18 protein-coding genes are annotated in these 18,189 nt (G+C 69.2%); 8 read left to right on the forward strand and 10 right to left on the reverse strand.

Features of this window, described 5'->3' with window-relative positions; genetic code table 11:
• Window positions 1-123: 123 nt before the first annotated feature.
• Both Q7S93_RS13610 and Q7S93_RS13615 read right to left on the reverse strand, forming a co-directional pair.
• Window positions 124-1,182, reverse strand: a complete 1,059-nt coding sequence (locus Q7S93_RS13610) for a sensor histidine kinase (RefSeq protein ID WP_304714443.1) — start codon at window positions 1,180-1,182, stop codon at window positions 124-126.
• Window positions 1,183-1,356: 174 nt separating this feature from the next.
• Complete coding sequence (locus Q7S93_RS13615; RefSeq protein WP_304714444.1) at window positions 1,357-2,925, reverse strand: AMP-binding protein; 1,569 nt, start codon at window positions 2,923-2,925, stop codon at window positions 1,357-1,359.
• A gap of 158 nt (window positions 2,926-3,083) precedes the next feature.
• Between Q7S93_RS13615 and Q7S93_RS13620 the strand changes: the two genes are divergently transcribed.
• A complete protein-coding gene (locus Q7S93_RS13620; RefSeq protein WP_304714445.1) occupies window positions 3,084-3,695 on the forward strand; it encodes a TetR/AcrR family transcriptional regulator in 612 nt (203 codons plus the stop codon).
• Here the strand turns inward: Q7S93_RS13620 and Q7S93_RS13625 are convergent.
• From Q7S93_RS13625 to Q7S93_RS13635, 3 genes are read right to left on the reverse strand one after another with little or no spacing between them, the layout of a single operon-like run.
• Window positions 3,692-4,561 carry a TetR/AcrR family transcriptional regulator gene (locus Q7S93_RS13625; protein WP_304714446.1) on the reverse strand — a complete coding sequence of 290 codons (870 nt, stop codon included), beginning with the start codon at window positions 4,559-4,561 and terminating at the stop codon, window positions 3,692-3,694. The genes Q7S93_RS13620 and Q7S93_RS13625 overlap by 4 nt on opposite strands.
• Window positions 4,562-4,579: 18 nt before the next feature.
• Window positions 4,580-5,419: a hypothetical protein gene (locus tag Q7S93_RS13630; RefSeq protein WP_304714447.1), complete on the reverse strand. Its 840-nt coding sequence runs from the start codon at window positions 5,417-5,419 to the stop codon at window positions 4,580-4,582.
• 26 nt (window positions 5,420-5,445) lie between these two features.
• Window positions 5,446-6,585, reverse strand: coding sequence for an amidohydrolase family protein (locus tag Q7S93_RS13635; RefSeq protein WP_304714449.1), 1,140 nt, complete (start codon window positions 6,583-6,585; stop codon window positions 5,446-5,448).
• Between the two features lie 146 nt (window positions 6,586-6,731).
• Between Q7S93_RS13635 and Q7S93_RS13640 the strand changes: the two genes are divergently transcribed.
• Both Q7S93_RS13640 and Q7S93_RS13645 read left to right on the forward strand, forming a co-directional pair.
• Entirely contained in the window at window positions 6,732-7,916 is a 1,185-nt protein-coding gene (locus tag Q7S93_RS13640; RefSeq protein WP_304714450.1) for an acyl-CoA dehydrogenase family protein, read from the forward strand.
• 33 nt (window positions 7,917-7,949) lie between these two features.
• A complete protein-coding gene (locus Q7S93_RS13645) occupies window positions 7,950-8,732 on the forward strand; it encodes a dienelactone hydrolase family protein (RefSeq protein WP_304714451.1) in 783 nt (260 codons plus the stop codon).
• Between the two features lie 9 nt (window positions 8,733-8,741).
• Here the strand turns inward: Q7S93_RS13645 and Q7S93_RS13650 are convergent, their stop codons facing one another.
• Window positions 8,742-10,376 carry an NAD(P)/FAD-dependent oxidoreductase gene (locus Q7S93_RS13650; RefSeq protein WP_304714452.1) on the reverse strand — a complete coding sequence of 545 codons (1,635 nt, stop codon included), beginning with the start codon at window positions 10,374-10,376 and terminating at the stop codon, window positions 8,742-8,744.
• A 99-nt stretch (window positions 10,377-10,475) separates the two neighbouring features.
• On the opposite strand from Q7S93_RS13650, the gene Q7S93_RS13655 reads away from it, so the two are divergent.
• Window positions 10,476-10,652 carry a hypothetical protein gene (locus Q7S93_RS13655; protein WP_304714453.1) on the forward strand — a complete coding sequence of 59 codons (177 nt, stop codon included), beginning with the start codon at window positions 10,476-10,478 and terminating at the stop codon, window positions 10,650-10,652.
• A gap of 6 nt (window positions 10,653-10,658) precedes the next feature.
• Here Q7S93_RS13655 and Q7S93_RS13660 read toward each other — a convergent pair whose 3' ends face one another.
• Together Q7S93_RS13660 and Q7S93_RS13665 are read right to left on the reverse strand one after the other, a co-directional pair.
• Complete coding sequence (locus Q7S93_RS13660; protein ID WP_304714454.1) at window positions 10,659-10,859, reverse strand: hypothetical protein; 201 nt, start codon at window positions 10,857-10,859, stop codon at window positions 10,659-10,661.
• A 54-nt stretch (window positions 10,860-10,913) separates the two neighbouring features.
• Entirely contained in the window at window positions 10,914-11,342 is a 429-nt protein-coding gene (locus Q7S93_RS13665; protein WP_304714455.1) for a DUF983 domain-containing protein, read from the reverse strand.
• An 82-nt stretch (window positions 11,343-11,424) separates the two neighbouring features.
• On the opposite strand from Q7S93_RS13665, the gene Q7S93_RS13670 reads away from it, so the two are divergent.
• A complete protein-coding gene (locus Q7S93_RS13670; RefSeq protein ID WP_304714456.1) occupies window positions 11,425-12,780 on the forward strand; it encodes an aminotransferase-like domain-containing protein in 1,356 nt (451 codons plus the stop codon).
• Here the strand turns inward: Q7S93_RS13670 and chrA are convergent.
• Window positions 12,777-14,165 (reverse strand): chromate efflux transporter, encoded by a 1,389-nt coding sequence (gene chrA, locus Q7S93_RS13675; protein ID WP_304714457.1) that lies wholly within the window; start codon window positions 14,163-14,165, stop codon window positions 12,777-12,779. The genes Q7S93_RS13670 and chrA overlap by 4 nt on opposite strands.
• Window positions 14,166-14,284: 119 nt before the next feature.
• Here chrA and Q7S93_RS13680 point away from each other — a divergent pair, with 119 nt between their 5' ends.
• From Q7S93_RS13680 to Q7S93_RS13690, 3 genes are all read left to right on the forward strand, one after another.
• Entirely contained in the window at window positions 14,285-15,334 is a 1,050-nt protein-coding gene (locus tag Q7S93_RS13680) for an extracellular solute-binding protein (protein WP_304714458.1), read from the forward strand.
• Window positions 15,335-15,417: 83 nt separating this feature from the next.
• A complete protein-coding gene (locus Q7S93_RS13685) occupies window positions 15,418-16,950 on the forward strand; it encodes an ABC transporter permease (RefSeq protein ID WP_304714459.1) in 1,533 nt (510 codons plus the stop codon).
• Window positions 16,947-18,002: an ABC transporter ATP-binding protein gene (locus tag Q7S93_RS13690; protein ID WP_304714460.1), complete on the forward strand. Its 1,056-nt coding sequence runs from the start codon at window positions 16,947-16,949 to the stop codon at window positions 18,000-18,002. Before Q7S93_RS13685 ends, Q7S93_RS13690 begins: the two co-directional genes overlap by 4 nt.
• On the opposite strand, the gene Q7S93_RS13695 is transcribed toward Q7S93_RS13690, so the two are convergent.
• The gene (locus Q7S93_RS13695) at window positions 17,999-18,187 is read right to left on the reverse strand and encodes a hypothetical protein (RefSeq protein ID WP_304714461.1); all 189 of its coding nucleotides are present in this window, start codon (window positions 18,185-18,187) and stop codon (window positions 17,999-18,001) included. The two genes, Q7S93_RS13690 and Q7S93_RS13695, sit on opposite strands and share 4 nt — an antisense overlap.
• Window positions 18,188-18,189 lie beyond the last annotated feature (2 nt).

Genomic DNA, 18,189 nt, shown 5'->3' on the forward strand with positions numbered 1-18,189 from the left:
GCGGTTGCACAGCGGCGAACCCCTGAAGGGCCGCCGTGCTGCACAATCGCCAGCGTCCTACGCCGCGCTCGGCGCGTCGCCAGATTGCGCAATCTGAGCGAGGCTCGCTGCGAGCCTGCCGTTCTAGACGGCCTTCTGAGGGATCGCCTCGTCATCGGCTTCGACCGCGGCGATCGGGTTGTGGATCACCGAGACGATCGTGCCCGGATGGGCGTTGGCCACCTGGACACGGGCGTCGAGCTGGTGGGCCAGGGCGTCGACAATGCTGGTGCCGAGGCCCGGGGTGGCGCTGGCCTTGTCCTTCGGCATGCCGACCCCGTTGTCGGCCACAGACAGGGTCCAGTTGGGGCCGCGGGAATTGTAGCCCACCTCGATCTTGCCCAGCCGGCCGCCGGGAAAGGCGTGCTTGAGGCAGTTGATCACCAGCTCGGTGACGATCAGGCCAAGGCTGACGGACACGTCGGCCTCGCTCGTGCTGTCATCCACCTGGACCTCCAGGACCAGTTGATCATGGTCGTGGATCATCGACACGCCGATGCTGTCGCAGAGCTTCCGGAAATAGCTGCGCAGCTCCACCTGACCCAGCCGGGCGGCGGAAAGCTCGTGCTGCAGGGCGGCGACGGACATCACCCGGTTGTGCGCGTCGGTCAGGTGAAGCCGGGTCTCGTCGGAGCTGACCTTGCGGGCGCTCTGCAGGATGACGCTGGCGATGATCTGCAGGCTGTTGGCGACCCGATGCTGCACCTCCTGCAACAGGATGGCCTTTTCCCGCAGCAGGTCGTCCTTCAGCTTGGCCGCCAGTCGCGCGTCGGTGACGTCGGCCACCGACAGCAGGATGTACTCGTGGTCCTTGTCGCCATAGGCCAATTTCTGGGCGTTGAGGACCAGGCGGCGCGGTTCGCCATGATGGCTTTTGAGATCCATCTCATAGGCTTCGATCTCGGCGTCTCCTGCAGCCGTGGCCCGGAGCAGGGAGCGAAGCTGTGGGATATTCCACTCACCATCGCCCAGGTCGAAGACGGGCTGCCCGCGCTCGCTCGCCGGTTTGATATGAAACGCGCGGTAGAAGCTCGTGCTGGCGCCCAGGACACGAAGATCCCCATCCAGCAGGACAAGGGGCGAGGTTGCGGAAGCGACGACCGCAAGAGCCAGCCCCTGGGTCGCATCGGGGTGGACCGCCATAGCCGTCCTTTCATGGATCTCAGGGGCTCGGGTTCGAGGCCGCAGCCGGGTAGACTGCAACACGGAGTCGTGGATGACTCGGGCTGCAACCTCTACTTTAACGCCTATCACATTTCGTCGGGAGCGGTGGAAGTAACTCGCGGGCGAGCGTCCCGTTGAGCGGCCCCGCTTCCATCAGATCGCCCGGGCGCGGCCTTCCCAATAGGGGGCTCGGACCTTGTTGCGCTGGATCTTGCCGGCCTCGCTGCGGGGCAGTCGGGGGACGAAGTCGACGCCGCGGGGGATCTTGTACTTGGCCACCGCGGTGCGGGCATAGGCCAGGATCTCGTCCTTCAGCGCCTCGGACGGGGCATAGCCGGCGGCCAGTTCGATCACCGCCCGAACCTCCTCGCCATACTCCTCGTGGGGCACGCCGACCGTGCAGGAATCGGCCACGGCGGGATGCTTGATCAGCTCGTTGTCGATCTCCTGCGGATAGATGTTCACCCCGCCGACGATGATCGTCTCGGCGCTGCGGCCGGTCAGGAAGAGATAGCCGTCCGCGTCGAAATAGCCGACGTCGCCCATGGTGAAATAGCCGTCGCGGCGGCCGGAGTCGGTCTTGGCGCTGTCCTTGAAGTACTCGAAGCCGCCCTGGTCGGCCAATCGCATGTAGATCGTGCCGGCCTGGCCGGCGGGCAGCGCGTTCCCCGCCTCATCCAGGATCTTCGCCGCCTCCGGATCGGGCCGGCGGCCCACCGTGCCGGGCTTCTTCAGCCAGTCCTGCGAGGTGATCCAGAAGCCGACCCCGCCCTCTGACCCGGCATAGTATTCGAACAGAACCGGCCCCAGCCATTCGATCATGGCGTGCTTGACCTCCGGCGGGCAGGGGGCCGCGCCGTGGGAGATGCGGCGCAGGGAGCTGAGATCGTAGCGGGCGCGGACATCCTCGGGCAGACCCAGCAGCCGCTGGAACATGATCGGCACGAAGTGGCTGCGGGTGACCCGGCGGGCCTCGATGGTGGCCAGCACCGTCTCATTGTCCCAGCGATCCAGCAGCACTGTCGGGACGCCATTCACCAAGGCCTTGCGCACGTCTCCGGCCATGGGCGAGGCATGATAGGCCGGGCCGGTGCAGAAGTGGACGTCGTCGTCCTGATAGGCCGGGTCGTAGGTGGGGATGGGCGCGTTCGGCTTGTAGACGCCCTTGGGCCGGCCGGTGGTGCCCGACGAATAGAGCATGGTGTGGCCGCGCACCGGATCGTCGATATCGGCGCCCGAATAGGGGCCAAGGGCCTCGTCATAGTCCAGGAATCCCGGCAGCGGCCCGCCGATCGCCACCTTCAAGGTCAGGTGCGGGCATTGCTCGGCGGCCTGGGCCGCGCCGGCCACCGAGGCCTCGGCGAACAGGGCGCGGGCCTCGCAGTTGTCGATGACATAGGCGATCTCTTCGGGCGTCAGGTGCCAGTTCACCGGCGTCATGCGCAGGCCACAGCGCTGGGTGGCGAACAGCACATCGACGAATTCGGCGCGGTTGGGGCTGAGCAGGGCGACCGAGTCCCCCGGCTTCAGGCCCTCGGCTCGCAGCAGCCGGGCGATGCGGTTCGCATTGGCGTTGAGGGCCCCGAAGGTGCGGGTCGGCCCCGACATCTCGAAGATGGCCACCTTGTCGGGCTGACGGGCGGCCCAGAAGGCCGGAGCCATGCCGAGCTCGGCGGCGGCCTTCAGGTCGTTTGCGGAATTGTCGTCGAGCCGTCCAGCCATAGGGCCTCCCTAAACCGGCTTCGACGCTCTCGATGGCGTCTTCGTCCATGGCCGGCTCAGGCAATATGGATCGCTAATGGTGCGAATGTCACTACGCGGCGTCGGGCTTCCGCACAGCGGAACTTGCGTGGCTTGCGGAGGCGGCCCACAAATCCCTCATGAGGTCCGAAACGGCGCAGAGGGGTGGGCGCGCCCGGCTTTCCCCTGAGGTGCGGCGGGGTCAGATCCTCGACGCCGCCGAGGTCCTTCTGACGGCCCATGGGGGCTTGCCCTTGCCCCTGGAGGACCTGGCGCGGGCCGCCCATGTCAGCAAGGCGCTGATCTATGCCTACTTTCCCAACCAGCACGACCTGGCCAATGCGCTTCTGGCCCGCCGGTTCGCCGCCTTGCTGACTGCAGGCCTGGAGACGGCGGCGGCGCGGACAGACCTGTTCGACGCCGCCCAGGCCTGTGCGGCGCTCTATTTCGATGAGGTGGCCCAGGCGGGGCCGGTGGCGCACATCGTCCTGCGTGATCCCTTCATGGCGGGCCGGATCGATCCCGCGTGGGCCGCCATCCGTGACCGCATCGCCCGGCGACTGACGCGGCTGGCCCGGCTGACCCTGCACCTGTCGCCCAAGGAGGCGGTGGCGGCGCTCAGCCTGATGACCACCATCCCGGAGGAGGCCGGGCGTCTGGTTCATGCCGGCGACCTGACCCGAGAGCGGGGGCGCGAACTCACCACGCGACTGATCGGCTCGTCCCTGCGGGCGCTGACGCCAGACCTCTAGCTTCGGCCCTCACGGACGATCTCGCGATTGCCGCCGGTGACGATGGCCAGGCTCAGTCGCTCGGCCATGGACAGGGGGATCTTCTTCTCCGCCAGCAGCCGGCCAGCCCGCAGGCAGACGGCCGTCAGGACGACGGTCGCGCCGCGGGCCAGATCGGCCTCGACGCCATAGCGGGTCTGCAGGCGCTCGGTCATGCGCCGCCGGGAATAGCCGCTCTGGGCTTCCCGCTCGGCCCGAAGGCCTGCACGCACCTCGGGACTGTTAAGCAGCCGCTGGATCAGGGCGCCGCGCGCCTCCACCTGACGCAGATAGGCCAGCGTCGAGAGGGTGACCCGGGTCAGATTGTCCTGTCCGCGCTCGATCTCGGCCTGGCGCTCGTCATTCATGGCCGCCAGCTCCCGCCGGGCCAGGGCGGTCAGCAGATCCGCCCGCCGGGGAAACAGATTGTGGGCCTGGGCCTCGCTCAGGCCGGTCTCGCGGGCGACGCGCTTCATGGTCGCCGCATGCAGGCCCTCAGCCGTGATGATGGCGGCCGCCGCGGCCATCAACTGGTCCTGCCGGGCCTCGGGCGACAGGCGGGTCCGGTCCCGGCGCGTGCGGCCGCCCCGGGCCGAAAGGTCCACGCCATCGTCCACGCCAGCCGGCGCCGGCGGCAGGGCAGGGCGCTCGGCTCTCTGGGCGTTCCAGTAGCCACGCCCAGGATAGGGCACCATCAGACGGTCGCAGATCTTGGCGAGCCCATTGCGGCTGATGCCCCACTGGACCGCCAGGGTCGACAGCGGCGTCGTCCAGACCTGATCATACAGCGCCTCCCGCGTCAGACGTGGCGGGGCGGATGTCTCGGCTTGGAGTCGCGGGGCGGCCATGGGCCAAGGCTTACCCCCTCAGGCCGGCTTGGCCCAGAGGGGTGAGGAGGCCTTCATGAACCGGATCATGAAGGTGACCGTGGCCACGTCCTCGCCCGTCGCCGCATCGGCGATATCGACATCATACCAGGCGTTTTCGGTCTTCGGACTTTCGGTGAGTTTCAGCATGGTGGTCCGCCCGACATAGTCGCGATCGGCCTTGAGCGGCCCGTCGGTGATGCGGATCTCCAGCGCGCCAAAGAGGCCCACGGACTGGTTCACCTTGGCCAGCACCGTGGGGCGGCTGATATGGGCCAGCCGCACGAGATGCGAGGGGGGGAGGATCCCCTCGTCGTAAAGGGGAAGACGCTCGGTGATGCGGCTGAGTGACTTCTCCAGCGCCTCGCCTTCGATGCGCATGGGGATGTCGGTATTGACGTCGCCGACCTCGTAGCCGGCGAGAATGCGCAGGGCGCCCGCCGGCGCCTGGGCGGCCATGCGCCGGGTCATCTCCGACTCCGGGTCGCGGGTCGCGTTGCTGGCTGTGCCGATACAGACCTGGACGCCCTCGCGGTTGAACATGGTCAGGCGTGAGCGCGGGCTGGCCGCCTCCATCACCGCCTTGACCTCTTCGCGGTCCACCGTCGCCTGGGTGAAGTGCAGGGACATGTTTCCGCGGGCGAACCAGTCGACGCCATAGGTCTCCACCAGCAGGGGGGCGAACTGGTCCATATGGACCGAGCCTGGCACCGTGCCGCCCTTGAAGCCGAGCTTGGCGGCCACCTCGTCATTGTGGATCGAGCCCGGGGCCTGCTGGAAGCCGTTGTGGGGGCTGCGGAACGCGCCCTCGATGATCCTGCCCTGGAGGGTGTCGGCCATGGCGTGTCTCCTGTCGCAGGCGCTCTTTAGAACGCGCCCATCATCTCTTCGAAATTGCGGCTGTAGAACCGCTCGCGGTCGTCCTCGCTGAGGCCTTCGAAGGTCCGCTCGAACCGGCCGATGGGGTCGGTGGTCCCCTCGGGGTGCGGGTAGTCGCTGGAAAACAGGAAGAGGTCGGCGCCGGCGTCGGCGATCAGGTGGCCCACATCCTCGCCGGGGAAGGGGGTGAACTTGATGTGCTTGCGCAGGTATTCCGACGGCTTCATGGCCAGGGCCTTGAGCTGCGGATCGGTCTTGGAAAAGCTGCGATAGCCCAGGTCGATCTGGCGCAGGAAGCCCGGAACCCAGGCCGCCCCGAACTCGATCACCCCGCCCCGCAGGTCCGGTACGCGATCGAACAGCCCATCATAGACCATGGCCGCCAGGAACATCTGGGCCGAGAAGGGCAGGACGATGAAGTCCTGGAAGCGCAGGTTCTCGCCCCCGCCGTGCAGGTCCGGCGACCGGGGCTTGCCGTTGTTGTTGTAGGCCTTGGGCAGCACCCGCGAGCCCTGGCCGATATGCAGCATGAAGGGGATGCGCTGCTTCGCCAGCAGCGACCAGAAGGGGTCAAGGTCAGGATGGCCCGGCGAGCGGTCGCCTGCCGGGGTGGAGGGGACCCAGAAGGCGCCGCAACCCAGCTCGATGGCCTCCTGCGCAATCTCCACGGCCCTCTGCGGATCGTCCAGCGGCACGAAGCCGACGCCGATCAGGCGCGGATCGGCGCAGAAGGCGGCCATGGCCTTGTTGTGAGCCCGGGCGCCGGCGAACAGCACCTCGGGGTCCGCCGCGCCGCGGAAGTGGGCCAGGGACGAGGTGGCGAACACTAGCTGGCGGGAAAAGCCCAGCTCATCCAGAGCGCGCTGGCGCTCCTGGGCGTCGAAGGCGCCATAGGCGATCCAGCCCTTGGGCCCGTCCACCAGCTTCTCAGCGGCCCGCCGTGCGGCCTCGGGATCATCGGCCCGAGCGCGGGCGGCGGCGACCTGAGTCTCGACCCGCTCGGCGGACTTTCGGGCCTTCAGGTGGTCGAGCAGGGCGCCCTCGGCGTGGGGAACCAGCCAGTCGCCGGGCTCCATCACATGGCTGTCGGCGTCATGAAAGACGCGGCCGCTGGCATAGGGGGCCATGGGGTTTCCTCTGGACATATTCCTTTTGACGAAGACACCAATACATAAGATCAAGAGGTTCGCAACCTGGGCGGCAGCGGCGCCGGTCCACGCCATGTTCGTCCTCATTGTTGACGATCGCACCAATCAAACCTACCCAAGATGTCATGACTGAGCTCGACGATCTGCGCGCTGTCGCCCGCGCCTGGGTGGCCGACAACTTCCCCAGGGAATTGGCCGGCCGCGCGCCGGTCATGGGCCAGCGGGAGGCTGACGACGCCGCGGCGCTGGAAACCTGGAAGACCCGCCTGTGCGCCCAGGGCTGGGGCGCGCCCACCTGGCCGGTGGAATATGGCGGCGGCGGACTGACTCCTGCCGAGGCCCGCGTGGTCCGCGAGGAAATCCGCGCCGCCGGCGGCTGGAACCCCATCGGCTGGTCCATGGGGGTGCGGATGTTTGGCCCCACCCTGCTGGAATACGGAACCGAGGCGCAGAAAGAGCGGCACATTCCGCCGATCGCCCGGGGCGAGACCCGCTGGTGCCAGGGCTATTCGGAGCCGGGCGCCGGTTCGGACTTGGCGTCCCTGCAGACGCGGGCGGAGGACGCGGGCGACCACTTCGTGGTCAACGGCCAGAAGATCTGGACCTCAGGGGCGCAGTACGCCGACTGGTGCTTCTGCCTGGTGCGCACCGACACGACCCGCAAGCACGAGGGCATCAGCTTTCTGATGATCGACATGGCCTCACCCGGCATCGAGGTGCGGCCGATCCGTCTGATCTCGGGCTCGTCTCCCTTTTGCGAGACCTTCTTCACCGATGTGAAGGTCCCCAAGGAAAGCCTGCTGGGTCCCCTGAACGGCGGCTGGACGGTGGGCAAGCGCCTGCTGCAGTACGAGCGCCAGCGCAGCGAGGACGCCCCGGCGCGGCCCGGCGAGGGCCGGCCCCTGAACGAGGTTGCGGTCGAAAATCTCGGTGTCGACGCCTCCGGACGCCTGGCCGACACAGATCTTCGCCGCCGGCTGACCGACCACTTGATGGAGCGCCGGCTGCTGCGGCTGACCATGGATCGCGCCGCGGCAGAGGCGAAGGGCGCCGGGCCGAGCGCGGCGACCTCGATCCTGAAGAATGTCTCGTCGGTGGTGAACCAGACCCGCGCCGAACTGCTGCTGGAGATTTATGGCCAGGGCGGGCTGGGCTGGGAGGGCGAGGGCTTTGATCCCGACGCCCTGGCCAACACCCGCGAATGGCTCTCGGGCAAGGCCTCGACCATCTATGCCGGCTCCTACGAGATCCAGAACAACATCATATCCAAGCGCATCCTGGGTCTGCCCGATCCGGCCAGCGCGGCCTGACCTCACCAGAACCATGCCAACCTAGGGAACAAGATGGACTTCATCGGCGAGAAGACGGCTGACGGCGTCACGCGGCGGGAGTTCCGCCTGCAGGTGGGCGGCGACACCGTGCCCGGCTGCGTCTGGGCGCCGGAAGGCGCCAAGGGCGGCCGCCCCCTGATCCTGCTGGGCCACGGGGGCTCTCAGCACAAGAAGGCGGCCAATATCGCCGGCGCCGCCGTCACCCACGCCCAGACCCTGGGCTATGCGACCGTGGCCATCGACGCGCCGGGCCATGGCGATCGCGTCACCCGCGAGCAGGCGGAAAAAGCCCGTGCGGCGGCGTTGGCGGCCGGCCGCGCCGCGCAGGAAGGCAAGCGCCCCGAAGGCGGCGAGCGGCCGAAAATCTCCCGCGATCCCGACACCGTCGCCAAGGTGACCGCCGAGTGGAAGGCGACCCTGGATGCGGCCCAGGGGCTCGACTTCGTGGGTTCAGACCACAAGGTCGGCTATTGGGGGGTCTCCATGGGTACGCGGTTCGGCGTGCCGTTCGTGGCCGAGGAGCCGCGGATTTCCTGCGCCATCTTCGGCCTGTTCGGCGTCTTTCCTGGGCTCGAAGACCACAAGACCGCGGCCGAGCAGATCCGCATCCCCCTGATGTTCGTCTACCAGTGGGAGGACGAACTGATGAAGCGCGACCAGGGGATCGCCCTGTTCGACGCCTTCGGCTCGACGGAGAAGACCCTGCACGTCAATCCCGGCCGCCACGTCGAGATTCCCGCCCATGAGCGGGATTCCTGGCTGCCTTTCTGGAAACGTCACTTGAGCCCGGCCTGACCCTCAGGCTCAGGCCGCGGCGGCGCCCGTCTGGGCCATGGCCTGGGCGACCGCTTCAGCGACCTTGATGCCGTCGACAGCGGCCGAGAAGATGCCCCCGGCATAGCCGGCGCCTTCGCCAGCGGGGAACAGGCCGCGCACGTTGAGGCTCTGGAAGGTGGCGTCGCGGGTGATGCGGATGGGCGAGGAGGTGCGGGTCTCGACGCCGGTCAGCAGCGCCTCGGGATCGTCGTAGCGCGGGATCTTGCGGCCAAAGACGGGCAGGGCCTCGCGCATGGCCTCGACCACATAGTCCGGCATCAGGGCCGCAAGGTCGGTGGGCCGGACCCCGGGCCTGTAGCTGGGCTCAACCACCCCTAGCGTGGTCGAGGCCTGGCCCGCCAGGAAGTCGCCGACCCGCTGGCCCGGCGCGAAATAGTCGCCGCCGCCGGCTGTGAAGGCGCGGCCTTCCAGCTCCCGCTGCAGTTCGATCCCGGCCAGGGGATGGTCGTTGGGATAGTCGGCCGGCGAGACGCCGACCACAAAGCCGGCGTTGGCGTTGCGCTCATTGCGCGAATACTGGCTCATGCCGTTGGTCACCAGCCGCCCCGGCTCGGAGGCCGCCGCCACCACCGTGCCGCCTGGACACATGCAGAAGGAATAGGCCGTCCGCCCATTGGCGCAGGGGTGGGACAGGGAATAGGCCGCCGCGCCCAGGTCCGGATGGCCCGCGCAGGGGCCGAACATGGCCTGGTCGATCCAGGACTGCGGGTGCTCGATGCGGAAGCCGATGGAGAAGGGCTTGGCCTCGATATGGACGCCCCGGTCGTAGAGCGCCTGGAAGGTGTCACGGGAGGAGTGGCCGATGGCCAGGACCACCTGGTCGGCCTCCAGGAATTCGCCGGTGTGCAGGTGGACGCCGCGCAGCCGGTGGCCGCCGTCCGGGCCGCGGTCCAGCTCCAGATCGGTGACCCGCTGCTGGAACCGGTATTCCCCGCCCAAGGCCTCGATCTTGGCCCGCATGGCCTCGACCATGGTCACCAGGCGGAAGGTGCCGATGTGGGGATGGGCCTCGGTCAGGATCTCGGGCGGAGCGCCGGCGGCGACGAACTCGGTCAGCACCTTTCGGCCCAGGAAACGCGGGTCCTTGATCTGGCTGTAGAGCTTGCCGTCGGAAAAGGTGCCAGCCCCGCCTTCGCCATACTGGACGTTGGACTCCGGGTTCAGCTCGCTCCGGCGCCACAGGGCCCAGGTGTCCTTGGTCCGCTCCCGCACCACCTTGCCGCGATCGAGGATGATCGGGCGAAACCCCATCTCCGCGAGGATCAGGCCGGCGAACAGGCCGCAGGGGCCTGCCCCGATGACCACCGGCCGACGCCGTCCGGGCGGCGGTGATGTCGCCACCAACCGATAGGCGGTGTCCGGCGTCGGCCGCAGGTGCGGATCGCCGGCCAGGCGCTGGCGGACCACCGCTTCGTCCCGAACTTCGACATCGACGATGTAGACCTTGAGGATCGCCGACTTGCGCCGGGCGTCATGGGCCCGTTTCCACACCGACCAGCCTAGAAGGTCGCCTGCGCTGACCCCCAGGCGCTGGGCGATGGCCGCCGGAAGAGCGTCCGGAGCGTGGTCCAGGGGAAGTTTAAGTTCGGAGATCCGTAGCATTGCGTCCCCATTTAGCGGCTTGAGGCCCACGGCGCGATACGCCTCCGGAGGAACCAGGACGGCGTCTTGCGGATTCGCCCCTCAGAAAGGAGATCTGCCATGACCAGCAAACGGGAACTGATCGAGCCCACCCCCGGCGACAAGCGCTATGTCCGTCGCGATGAAGACGGCCAGTTCAAGGAGGTGGTGGATGTGGGCAAGTCCCTCGCCGCCGACCAGCGCCAGAAGGCAGAGGCCAAGGTCAAGCCAGGGCAGGGTGACCGGGGCGATCGATAGGGGAGGTCAGGCCCTGACGCCCAGAGAGGCCGCCAGGGCCCTCTCCACTCGGACCACGACGCCCTCGTCCGCCCCTTGGGCCCAGGCCGCATAGACGCTGGCCAGCGAGGCGGCGTGGTGCTCCTGCAGGCGCACGCCGGCTGCTTCATAGGCGCGGCGCACCGCCGATTTGAATCGCTCTTCCAAGGTCACGTCATCTCTGCCCATGGAGAGAGCCGTGGTGCGCTTTGCCAAACAGCAGGTTAATTTGGGGTGGGGATTTTAGCCCCCTGAGGCTTTGCGGCGGTCCAGGGTGAACCCGCCCTCTCCATGCTTGCCGACGCTGACGAACTCCGCATCGCCGGCCTTGTGGACGAACTGCTCGGCCACCAGCCAGGCCTTGACCGGCCGCAACGAGCCCAGACACCCGCCGATCATGGCGGGAAAGGCCACCGCGATCTGCGCCCAGATCGGCGGCTGGGCCATCACCGCCCAGATGGCCCAGAGCGTGGTGACGATCACACCCACGCCGCTCATGACGAAAAAGGCTGGGCCGTCGGCGGGGTCGGCGAACCCATAGTCGAGGCCGCAGTGGTCGCAGCCGTCGGCGAGGGTCAGATAGCCTTTGAACAGCTTCCCCTGGCCGCAGTTGGGACAGCGGCAGCGCAGGCCGGCGCTGAGGCTGGAGGGGTGATTGAAAGACTCCGCCATGGGTGGACTCCATACAAAGCGCGCTTGCATCCATACAATTACATAGTAATGTATGGATGTCGGCTCAGGACATCAACCCGCCATGACAATCCGCCACATCCCCTGGCTCCGTCATGCTCCCAGGGGCGGCGAGCCAATCTATCTGGCCCTGGCCCAGGCAGTGGAAACGGCCATCCGGACCGGAGAGTTGCAGCCGGGGGACCAGCTGCCGCCTCAACGGACCGTGGCCGCCCTGATGGGCGTCGATCTCACGACAGTGACGCGGGCCTACGGCTTGGCGCGGAGCCGGGGCCTGGTGGAAGGCGCTGTCGGCCGCGGCACCTTCGTCCGACGTCTCACGGTCGAGGATGAGGTCGGCCTCGTCGATCTCAGCATGAACCTGCCGCCCCAGCCCCGGGGCCTGTCCATCGCCGCCAGCCTCAAAGAGACAACCGCGGAGGTGCTGCAGAGAACCGATGCGGCGACGCTGATGGCCTACCACCCTGGCCTGGGCGCGCTGGGTCAGCGCGCGGCCGGGGCCGCCTGGCTTGCGCCCGTCCTGGGGGATTTGGCGCCCGAGCGGGTCCAGGTCTGTCCCGGCGCCCAGGCCGCCCTGTCGGCCCTGGTCTGGCGCCTGGTGGGCCGCGGTGGGACCCTGGTGGTGGAGCCCCTGACCTATCCCGGCATGCTCGCCATCGCCGACCAGCTGGGGGTTCGGCTGATCGCCTGCCCGACGGACGCCGAGGGGCTTGCGCCAGACTCCCTGGCGGCCATCTGCCGGGAAGAGCGCCCTGCCGCCCTCTATGTCATCCCGACCATGCAGAACCCCACGGGGATCACCATGCCGCTCGCCAGACGACAGGCGATCGCCCGGCTCGCGAGGGCGCACGAATTCTGGATCATTGAGGATGACCCCTATAGCCGGCTGATGGCTGAGCCTCCCGCCGCCCTTGCGGCCCTGGCGCCGGAGCGGACCTTCCACATCGCCACCCTCTCCAAGTGCCTGGCGCCTGGCCTGCGCCTCGCCTTCCTGGTGACGCCCGAAGGCGATCAGGGGGCGCCCGCGGTGGAGGCTGTGCGCAGCCTCGCCGGCATGCCTGCGCCGCTGATGTCGGCCGTCGTCGCCAGCTGGATCCGCGACGGGACGGCTGAGGCCCTGCTGGCCGGCGTCCGGGCCGAGGCGGCCGCCCGCCGCGCCCTGGCTGCGGCGCGCCTGCCCCCGGCGCAGGGCTCGCCTGAAGCCATCCATGTCTGGCTGCCCCTGCCGGCCGACTGGAGTGCGGCGCGCCTGCGGGCGGCGGCGAGGGCGCGCGGTCTCGCCCTGGTCAGCGCCGAGGCCTTCGCTGTGGGACCGATGGCGGCGAACGGCGTCCGCATCTCTCTGGGCGCCCCTGGCCGGCAGGAGGTGCTGGCCGAGGCCCTGTCTGGCGTGGCGTCCCTGCTGGCCGAGGCGCATTAGGTCAAAAGACCCGCCCCATGCAGGGCCAGACCCGCCACGGCGCAGCCCAGCATCAGGGGGATGACGCCCAGCTTGAATCCGAAGGCGGCGACGGCAGCGGCGATTGTCAGCAAGAGGCTCGGAAGGTCCACGGAACTGAGAACAGGCAGGTCCAGGGTCAGGCCCGCGAGGCTTACCGCACGAACCTCACTGAACACCACGTGCATCCCGAACCAGAGGGCCAGGTTGAGGATCACGCCGACCACGGCGGCGGTGATCGCCTGCAGCGCCGCATTGAGGGCCCGAGCCCCGCGGAGCCGCTCCACAAAGGGCGCGCCGAGAAAAATCCAGAGAAAGCAGGGGGTGAAGGTCACCCAGGTGGTCAAGACGCCCCCCAGGACCCCGGCCCAAAGCGGATCAAGGCCAGAGGCACCGCGGGCCGCGCCCATGAAGCCAACGAACTGGGTGACCATGATCAGGGGCCCAGGCGTCGTCTCGGCCATGCCCAGGCCATCGAGCATCTCGCCAGGCGCCAGCCAGCCGAAGGTCTGCACCGCCTCCTGCGCCACATAGGCCAGGACCGCATAGGCGCCGCCGAAGGTCACCACGGCCATCTTGCTGAAGAAGACCGCGATCTGGGTGAACACATGGTCCCAGCCCAGGCTGAGGCCGAGCGCCAGGACCGGCCCAAGCCAAAGGACGAGAATGACCCCGACCACGCGCAGCGCCCAGGCGAGGTCGGGCCGCGTATGCGGCGGCGATCCCTCGCCGAGCACGGTGTCGATGTCTGCGACCCCGCCGGCCGGCGCGCCGTGGAGGTCCTTGGGCGCGAAGGCGCGGAGTCCCATCTGCCCGCCGATGAAGCCGGTGAGGCCGGCGAGAAGGATGATGAGCGGGAAGGGGAGGCTGAGGGCGAAGATCCCCACGAAGGCGGCGCCCGCTATGGCCAAAAGCGCCCCACGTCGCAGGATGCGCCCACCGAGGCGGACCACGGCCTGAACCACCACCACCAGGACGGCGGCCTTGAGGCCAAAGAACAAGGCGGCCACCGGGCCGGTGTCGCCCAGCATCATGTAGAGGATGCTGAGACCCATGATGGCGACGAAGCCGGGCAGGATGAACAGCAGCCCCGCCATCAGGCCGCCCAGGGTCCGGTGCATCAGCCAGCCGATATAGATGGCCAGCTGCTGCGCCTCAGGGCCGGGAAGCAGCATGCAATAGTTCAGGGCGTGCAGGAAACGCTGCTCCCCAAGCCAGCGCTTCTCCTCGACCAGGATGCGGTGCATCACCGCGATCTGGCCGGCCGGGCCGCCGAACGACAGGGCCGCGATGCGCGCCCACACGCGCAAAGCCTCCGAAAACGGAATCCGTCGAACCGCCGACTGACGCTCAAGATCTGGGGGCATCAGTCACTCCGGACACGGCCTGGCGGAGGGGTCGTACTACAGGACAAGGAAGGCCGGCGGTCATTGCGAAAGGTTCTCATCCTCGTTAAGCCTAGGGGCAGATCACAGGAGAACAGGCCTTGACCCCACGCCTCACCGCCTTCGCCGGCCTTGCCGCCGCCCTCGCCCTCGCCGCCTGTGGCCAGGACTCCGGCGCGCCGGCCGACGCCGAGACGGGCGGCGTGGTGAACGTCTATTCCGCCCGCCACTATGACGTGGACCAGAAGCTCTACGAGATGTTCACCGAGGCCAGCGGCATCTCGGTCAACCGGATCGAGGGCTCGGCGCCGCAACTGATCGCCCGGATGCAGAGCGAGGGCGCCGCCAGCCCAGCCGACGTCTTCGTCGCCGCCGACGCTGGCGCCCTGTGGCGCGCCCAGGAGGCGGGCCTGCTCTCGCCGGTGGCGTCCGACGCCTTGACCGCTGCGGTTCCGGCGAACCTGCGCGACCCCGAAGGGCGGTGGTATGGCTTCCAGCGTCGGGCGCGGGTGGTGGCCTTTGACCAGGCCCGGGTCCAGCCCAATGAGATCGCCACCTATGAGGATATCGCCAGCCCCCGCTTCCGTGGCCAGCTCTGCGTTCGCTCGTCCGACAATGTCTATAACCTGTCGCTCGTGGGCGCGCTGATCGAGGCCTGGGGGCCGGAAAAGACGGCCGAATGGGCCCGCGGCGTGGTGGCCAACCTGGCCCGCCAGCCGGAAGGGGGCGACCGCGACCAGATCCGCGCCGTCGCCGCTGGCGTCTGCCAGATCGCCCTGACCAACAGCTACTACTATGTGCGCATGGCGGCCGGCGACGACGCGGGCGACCGCGCCGTGACCGAGACGGTCAAGCTCGCCTTCCCCTCCCTCGACGGCCAGGGCGCTCATGTGAATATCTCCGGCGGCGGCGTCACCGCCAATGCCCCCAATCGCGAAGCGGCGATCCAGTTCCTGGAGTTCCTGGCTTCGCCGGAAGCCCAGACCCTGGTCTCGCAGGAGAATGGCGAGTATCCGGCCAATCCCGGCGTCACCGTGCCGGCGCCGACGGCGACCTATGCCGAGTTCACGGCCCATCCCATGTCGGTGGCCGCCTATGGTCCGCGGCAGGCTGAGGCCCAGGCCCTGATGACTGCGGCGGGTTGGCGATAACGGTCGCGGGCGGACGCCGCGGTCGGCCCGAGCGCCGCCGACGCCCAGCGGGTGGGCCGGGCCTGCTGGGAGTCCTGGCGGGATTGGCGGCGATCGTCGCCATCCTTCCGCTGATCGGAGTCGCCGCCGCCGCCCTGACAGGGGAAACCGCCACCATTCCGGCCGGCGACATCGCCCGATACGCCCTGACCTCGGCTGCGCTGGCGAGCCTGGTCGCCGTATCGACGGGCTTGGTCGGGACCCTGGCGGCATGGCTCGTGGTGATGCACCGGTTTCCTGGCCGGGACTTCTTTAGCTGGGCCCTGGCCCTGCCGTTGGCGGCGCCGGCCTTTGCGGTGGCCTACGCCTATGCCGACCTGTTCGATGTGGCCGGTGATCTTCGCATCTGGATGCGGGCCGTCCTCGGCTTCGACCTGCCGTTCGAGATGCGAACCCTTCCCGGCGCGGCCTTCGTGCTGACCTGCGCCTTCTATCCCTATGTCTATCTGGCCATGCGCGCGGCCTTTGTGAACCAGTCCGCCCAGGCCCTGGAGGCCGCCCGCGCCCTGGGCTGCACATCGCGCCAGGCCTTCCTGCGCGTCGCCCTGCCGATGGCGCGGCCAGCGCTGGCGGCCGGCGTGGCCCTGGCGGTGATGGAGACCCTGGCCGATTTCGGCGCCGTGCAGTTTCTCAGCGTGCAGACCCTGACCACCGGGGTGGTGCGGGCCTGGTTCGTGTTCGGCTCGCTGACCTCGGCCGCCCAGTTCGCCCTGCCGCTGCTGGGGGCTGCGGCCCTGTTGCTGTGGATCGAGCGGTGGGGGCGGGGCGGGCGCGGCTATGAGAGCGCCAACGCCCGCTGGCGTCCGCTGACTGTGGCCGGGCTCACAGGCGCGCGGGCCGCATTGGCCAGCCTTTTTTGTCTGGGGCTGATCGCCTTTGGCCTGCTGGTCCCGGTGGGCTGGCTGGCGATCGCCTTCCTCGACGTGACGCCGGACTGGCCGCGACTTCTCCAGGCCGGCGCCAACTCCCTGACCCTGGCCCTGCTGGGGGCCGGCGTGACCGTCATCCTGGCCGGCGCCCTGGCCCTCGGCTCGGCGTGCACGCCCGGCCTCGCGCGGCTGGCCAGCCTGGGCTACGCCACGCCGGGCGCCGTGATGGCCATCGGCCTTCTCGTGCCGGCCGCCCTGGTTTGGCGTCTGGCGCCGGGCGCCGCGCAGGGGTTTGGCGCGGGACTGATCATGCTGGTCTATGCCTATGCGGCCCGCCTCATGGCGGCCGCCCTGGAGCCGATCGATGCGGGCCTGTCGCGGGTGGGACCTTCAATGGTGCAGGCCGCCCGCAGCCTGGGGCGAAGCCCAGCCGGGGCGGCGTGGAGCGTGCAACTGCCCATCGCCCGCGGCGCGCTCCTGACCGCAGGCCTGGTGGTCTTCATCGACATCCTGAAGGAACTGCCGGCCACCCTGATCCTGCGGCCTTTCAACTTCGACACCCTGGCGGTGATCGCCGACAATTACGCCCGTGACGAACGCCTGGCCAACGCCGGCTGGCCGGCTCTGCTGATCGTGCTGATCGCCCTGCCGGCGGTGGTCTGGCTGACGCGCAAGATCGCCGCGTCGCGTCCTGGAGACCCCACATGACCGAGGCCCCCGCCGCCATCGCCCCGGCCCTGATCGCGCGAGGTCTGGTCAAGGCCTATGGCGGACGCCCAGCCGTGATCGACGCCGATCTCCACCTGCGCCCAGGCCAGATCACCTGCCTGCTGGGACCTTCAGGCTGCGGCAAGAGCACGCTGCTCCGGCTGGTGGCCGGGCTGGAGACCCCCGACGCGGGCGAGATCGAGGCCGGCGGCAGGTTGCTCTCGGGGCCGGGCGGGGTCGTGGCGCCAGAGGTGCGAGGCATAGGCCTTGTCTTCCAGGACTATGCGCTGTTTCCGCACATGACCGCCCTGCAGAACGTCGCCTTTGGCCTGCGCGACCTGCCCCGGGTTGAGCGTCGGGCCCGCGCCCAGGCGATGCTGGATCAGGTGCGGTTGGGCGCCCGGGGCGGGGCCTGGCCCCATACCCTGTCGGGGGGCGAGCAACAGCGGGTGGCCCTGGCCCGCGCCCTGGCGCGCCGGCCCGATATCCTGTTGCTGGACGAGCCCTTTTCCGGCCTGGACGCCCATCTGAAGGGAGAGGTCCGCCTGTCCCTAACCGAGGCGCTTCGTGCGGCTGGGGCCACGGTCCTGGTGGTCACCCACGACGCCCGCGAAGCCCTGCTGATGGCCGACCATCTGGTCCTGATGCATGGGGGGCGGATCATCCAGTCCGGCGTCCCGAGGGCCTGCTACCTCGATCCGGCGTCGCCGGACGCCGCCCGCCTGCTGGGCGAGGTCAATCTGATCGAGGCTGTGGTCGCCGGCGGCGTCGCCCGCACGGCCTTCGGCGACGTCGCGGCGCAGGGCCTCGCCGACGGACCGGCCGTGGTCATGGTGCGGCCCGAGGGGGTCAGGCTTGGGCCCGGCGGCGCCTCGGCACAGGTCGCCCAGGTGCGGTTCGGCGGCGGCTATCACGAGGTGCAGCTTGAGGCGCGCGGTCAGCGGGCGCAGATGCATCTGGCGGCTGATCCGCCCGGGCCGGGCGACACGGTGACGGTGCGCATCGATCCGGACCTGGCGCGCGCCTTTCCTCGGGCGCCAGCGACTCTCTAGCGACCGCGCCGCAGGCGGCCCCAGACGATCGCCGCGAGGGGGACGCTGAGGGCGGCCCAGGAAATCCAGTCGCCCAGGCCATTGGCCACCAGGGCCGCCACCAGGCCAATGATGCTGGCGGCCAGGATCAACAGCGGGGCGGCGAAGGTGCGCCACAGGTTGGCGCGGTTCGAGGCGCGGCTCATGG

Origin of the sequence: Phenylobacterium sp., assembly GCF_030646615.1 — a bacterium.
GTDB lineage: Bacteria > Pseudomonadota > Alphaproteobacteria > Caulobacterales > Caulobacteraceae > Phenylobacterium.